At 40.8% G+C, this 1927-nt stretch carries 1 pseudogene; it reads left to right on the top strand.

From position 1 onward, the window contains the following. Positions 1-1927, top strand: a pseudogene (locus tag ACFINX_RS09885) (hypothetical protein); the annotation flags it as partial.

Genomic DNA, 1927 nt, shown 5'->3' with positions numbered 1-1927 from the left:
GAGAAAGGCAACAGTAAAATTAAGTTTCTTTCCAATGGAGAGGTTTCTGCAAGCTCAAGTGAAGCGGTCAATGGTTCACAGCTTTTTGCGACTAATCAAAATATAAGCAGTGTATCTAACAATCTTGAAACAACAGCTACGAATATAGCTAAATTCTTTGGCGGTGGCGCTGAATATACAGAAGGTCATTGGAGTGCTCCAAGCTTCAAAGTTAAGATCGTCAAAGAAGATGGCAGTGCTGTTGAAGAGCAAAGTTATGATGATGTTGCCAAAGCGTTTACTGGTGTAGGGGCTTCATTCACGAATATTCACAAAGAGCTTAAGAATGAGATTAATAAAGTTGTAAGAGATAGTCTTGTTAAGTTTGATGACACGACAAAAGTAATCAAGCTTGGTGGTGAAAAAGAAGGTGCGAGCATCAGTATTGCAGATAAGGAAAGCCAAGATAGAATACTTTCAGGTGTTAAGACAGCGACAAGGGATAATGAAGCAGTTAACAAAGGTCAGCTTGATAAAAGTCTGAAGGAGCTTTCTAACAATCTTCAGTCTGATGGATCGGCTGTTGTTCACTATGATAAACAAGGTGATGATAATAGCAGCACTAATTATGCGAGTGTGACTTTGGGTAAAGGTAAGGGTTCTACACCTGTAGGTTTGCATAATATTGCCGAAGGTCAGATTAGTGAGAATTCGCATGATGCGGTTAATGGCGGTCAGATTTCTAAGGTTTCTCAGGATATTGCGAAATACTTAGGTGGAGGTACAAGCTTTAAAGATGGTACTTTCACGGGTCCAACCTATAAATTATCCAGTGTTGATGCAAAAGGCGAGGTAGTAGAAAAATCTTATGGTGATGTTGGTTTAGCCATTGAAGGTATTGATACGAATTTCAAGAATGTGAATAATAACCTAACGAATAAGTTTAATGAACTTACTGAAAACATCACGAATATTACTCAGGAAGTTCAAGGCGATGCGCTGTTGTGGAATAAGGACGCAGAGGCGTTTGTAGCGACGCATGGAGAGAAGGAAAGCAAGAGTAAGATTACATTTCTTTCCAATGGAGAGGTTTCTGCAAGCTCAAGTGATGCGGTCAATGGTTCTCAGCTTTTTGATACGAATAAGACTGTTGCAACTTATTTAGGTGGTGGCGCTGAATATAAAGAAGGTCAATGGAATGCTCCAAGCTTTAAAGTTAAGATCGTCAAAGAAGATGGCAGTGCTGTTGAAGAGCAAAGTTATGATGATGTTGCCAAAGCGTTTGCTGGTGTAGGGGCTTCATTCACGAATATTCACAAAGAGCTTCAGAGTGAGATTAATAAAGTTGTAGGAGATAGTCTTGTTAAGCAGGATGATGCTACGAAGGTAATCAAGATAGGTGATGAAAAAGAGGGTAGTGCAATCACAATTTCAAACATGAATGGTGATGCACGTAGTCTCTCTGGCGTGAAAGCTGGAACACTTTCTGAAGGCTCGACGGAAGCAGTGAATGGTTCTCAGCTTTATTCCTTGAATCAGACGCTGGCGACTTATTTTGGTGGTGGAGCTCACTATGAAGATGGTCAATGGGTAGCACCTACTTTCAAAGTTACGACATTTAATGATGATGGTAGTCCAGAAGAGCATAGCTACCCTAATATTGCGGAAGCGTTTGCTGGTGTAAGCAATTCATTTACAAAGCTTCATAATGAGATTTCAGACAATATTGAGCAGAATGCGTTGTTGTGGAGTGATGAAGACAGTGCGTTTGTAGCGCTTCATGGGAAGGGAGATAAAAGAAGTAAGAGCAAACTGAAGTCAGTTTTAGATGGCGATATTTCTGAAGGTTCGACAGAGGCGATTACGGGCAATCAGCTTTATTCCTTGCATCAGACGCTAGCGATGTATTTAGGAGGAGGAGCTAGCTATGAAGGTGGCGAATGGAGGG

The sequence above is a fragment of the Bartonella sp. AP36NXGY genome, from assembly GCF_042195865.1.
GTDB lineage: Bacteria > Pseudomonadota > Alphaproteobacteria > Rhizobiales > Rhizobiaceae > Bartonella.
The sequence above is the reverse complement of the archived record's forward strand: the minus strand, read 5'-3'. Positions and strand labels throughout refer to the sequence as shown.